The sequence below is a fragment of the Streptococcus mitis genome (assembly GCF_023110375.1).
Classification (GTDB): domain Bacteria; phylum Bacillota; class Bacilli; order Lactobacillales; family Streptococcaceae; genus Streptococcus; species Streptococcus mitis_CI.
The window spans coordinates 2,593-3,985 of sequence record NZ_JALDVV010000026.1 but is presented as its reverse complement, the minus strand read 5'-3'; the positions used below and the strand labels follow the sequence as shown (position 1 = coordinate 3,985).

Annotated in this window: 1 protein-coding gene and 1 pseudogene; both read right to left on the bottom strand. The window is 44.9% G+C overall.

Annotation, left to right across the window (positions count from 1 at the left end; translation table 11 throughout):
- Positions 1 to 587: pseudogene (locus tag M1G12_RS09865) on the bottom strand (DNA-directed RNA polymerase subunit beta'); the annotation flags it as partial.
- 32 nt (positions 588 to 619) lie between these two features.
- On the bottom strand, positions 620 to 1,393 hold a 774-nt coding region (locus M1G12_RS09860), incomplete at its 5' end, for a DNA-directed RNA polymerase subunit beta (RefSeq protein WP_474104183.1).

The following is a 1,393-nucleotide window of genomic DNA, read 5'->3' as shown; positions in this document are numbered from 1 at the left end:
AACTCTTCTTTGAGTTCAGCAATTTCTTTTTCAAGATCTACTTGTTTTAAAAGGTCTTGGATGGCTTCGGCACCCATTTTGGCAACGAATGATCCATAGCCATACTCACGCAAGCGCTCACGGTATTCGCGCTCTGTCATGATAGACTTGTGCTCAAGTGGTGTATCCTTAGGATCAATCACCACATAAGCCGCAAAGTAGATAACTTCCTCGAGGGCACGAGGGCTCATATCAAGGGTCAAGCCCATACGGCTTGGAATCCCCTTGAAGTACCAGATGTGAGATACAGGAGCTTTCAACTCGATGTGTCCCATACGCTCACGACGAACTTTTGTACGCGTTACTTCAACCCCACAACGGTCACAAACAATCCCTCTGTAACGAATGCGTTTGTACTTACCACAAGCACATTCCCAATCTTTTGTAGGACCAAAGATCACTTCATCAAAGAGCCCTTCACGTTCTGGTTTCAAGGTACGGTAATTGATTGTTTCAGGTTTTTTGACTTCTCCATAAGACCATGAACGGACTTTGCTTGGAGAAGCTAGGGTGATTTGCATACTTTTAAAACGATTTACATCAACCACTATTTCTTCCCTTTCTATTCTAAGTGAACTGCTTATTCTTCAGCAGCTTCTTCTGTTGCTTCCGCTTTTGTTGCTTTCTCAGCTTCTTCAGCTTCAAAGGCTGCTTTAGCCTCTTGTGCTGCTTTTTCGCGGGCTTTTTCAAGGTCATCTACGTGGATGACATCTTCGTCCATTCCTTCATCCAAGTCACGAAGTTCCACTTCTTGGTCATCTTCGTCAAGGACACGCATGTCAAGACCAAGAGATTGCAATTCTTTGACAAGAACTCGGAAGGATTCTGGAACACCTGGTTTTGGAATTGGTTTTCCTTTTGTAATGGCTTCATAAGCTTTCAAACGTCCGTTGATATCGTCAGACTTGTAAGTCAAGATTTCTTGAAGAACATTTGACGCACCGTAGGCTTCAAGAGCCCAAACCTCCATCTCACCGAAACGTTGTCCACCAAACTGAGCTTTACCTCCGAGTGGTTGTTGGGTAACAGTTGAGTAAGGTCCGACTGAACGCGCGTGCAATTTATCGTCAACCATGTGGTGGAGTTTGATCATGTACATGACTCCGACAGAAACACGGTTATCAAACGGTTCCCCAGTACGTCCATCGTAAAGGATTGTTTTGGCATCGCTATCCATACCAGCTTCTTTAACAGTTGACCAAAGGTCTTCAGAACTTGCTCCGTCAAAGACTGGTGTTGCGATGTGAATACCAAGAGTACGAGCAGCCATACCAAGGTGAAGCTCCATAACCTGACCGATATTCATACGTGATGGCACCCCAAGTGGGTTCAACATGATATCGACTGGAGTTCC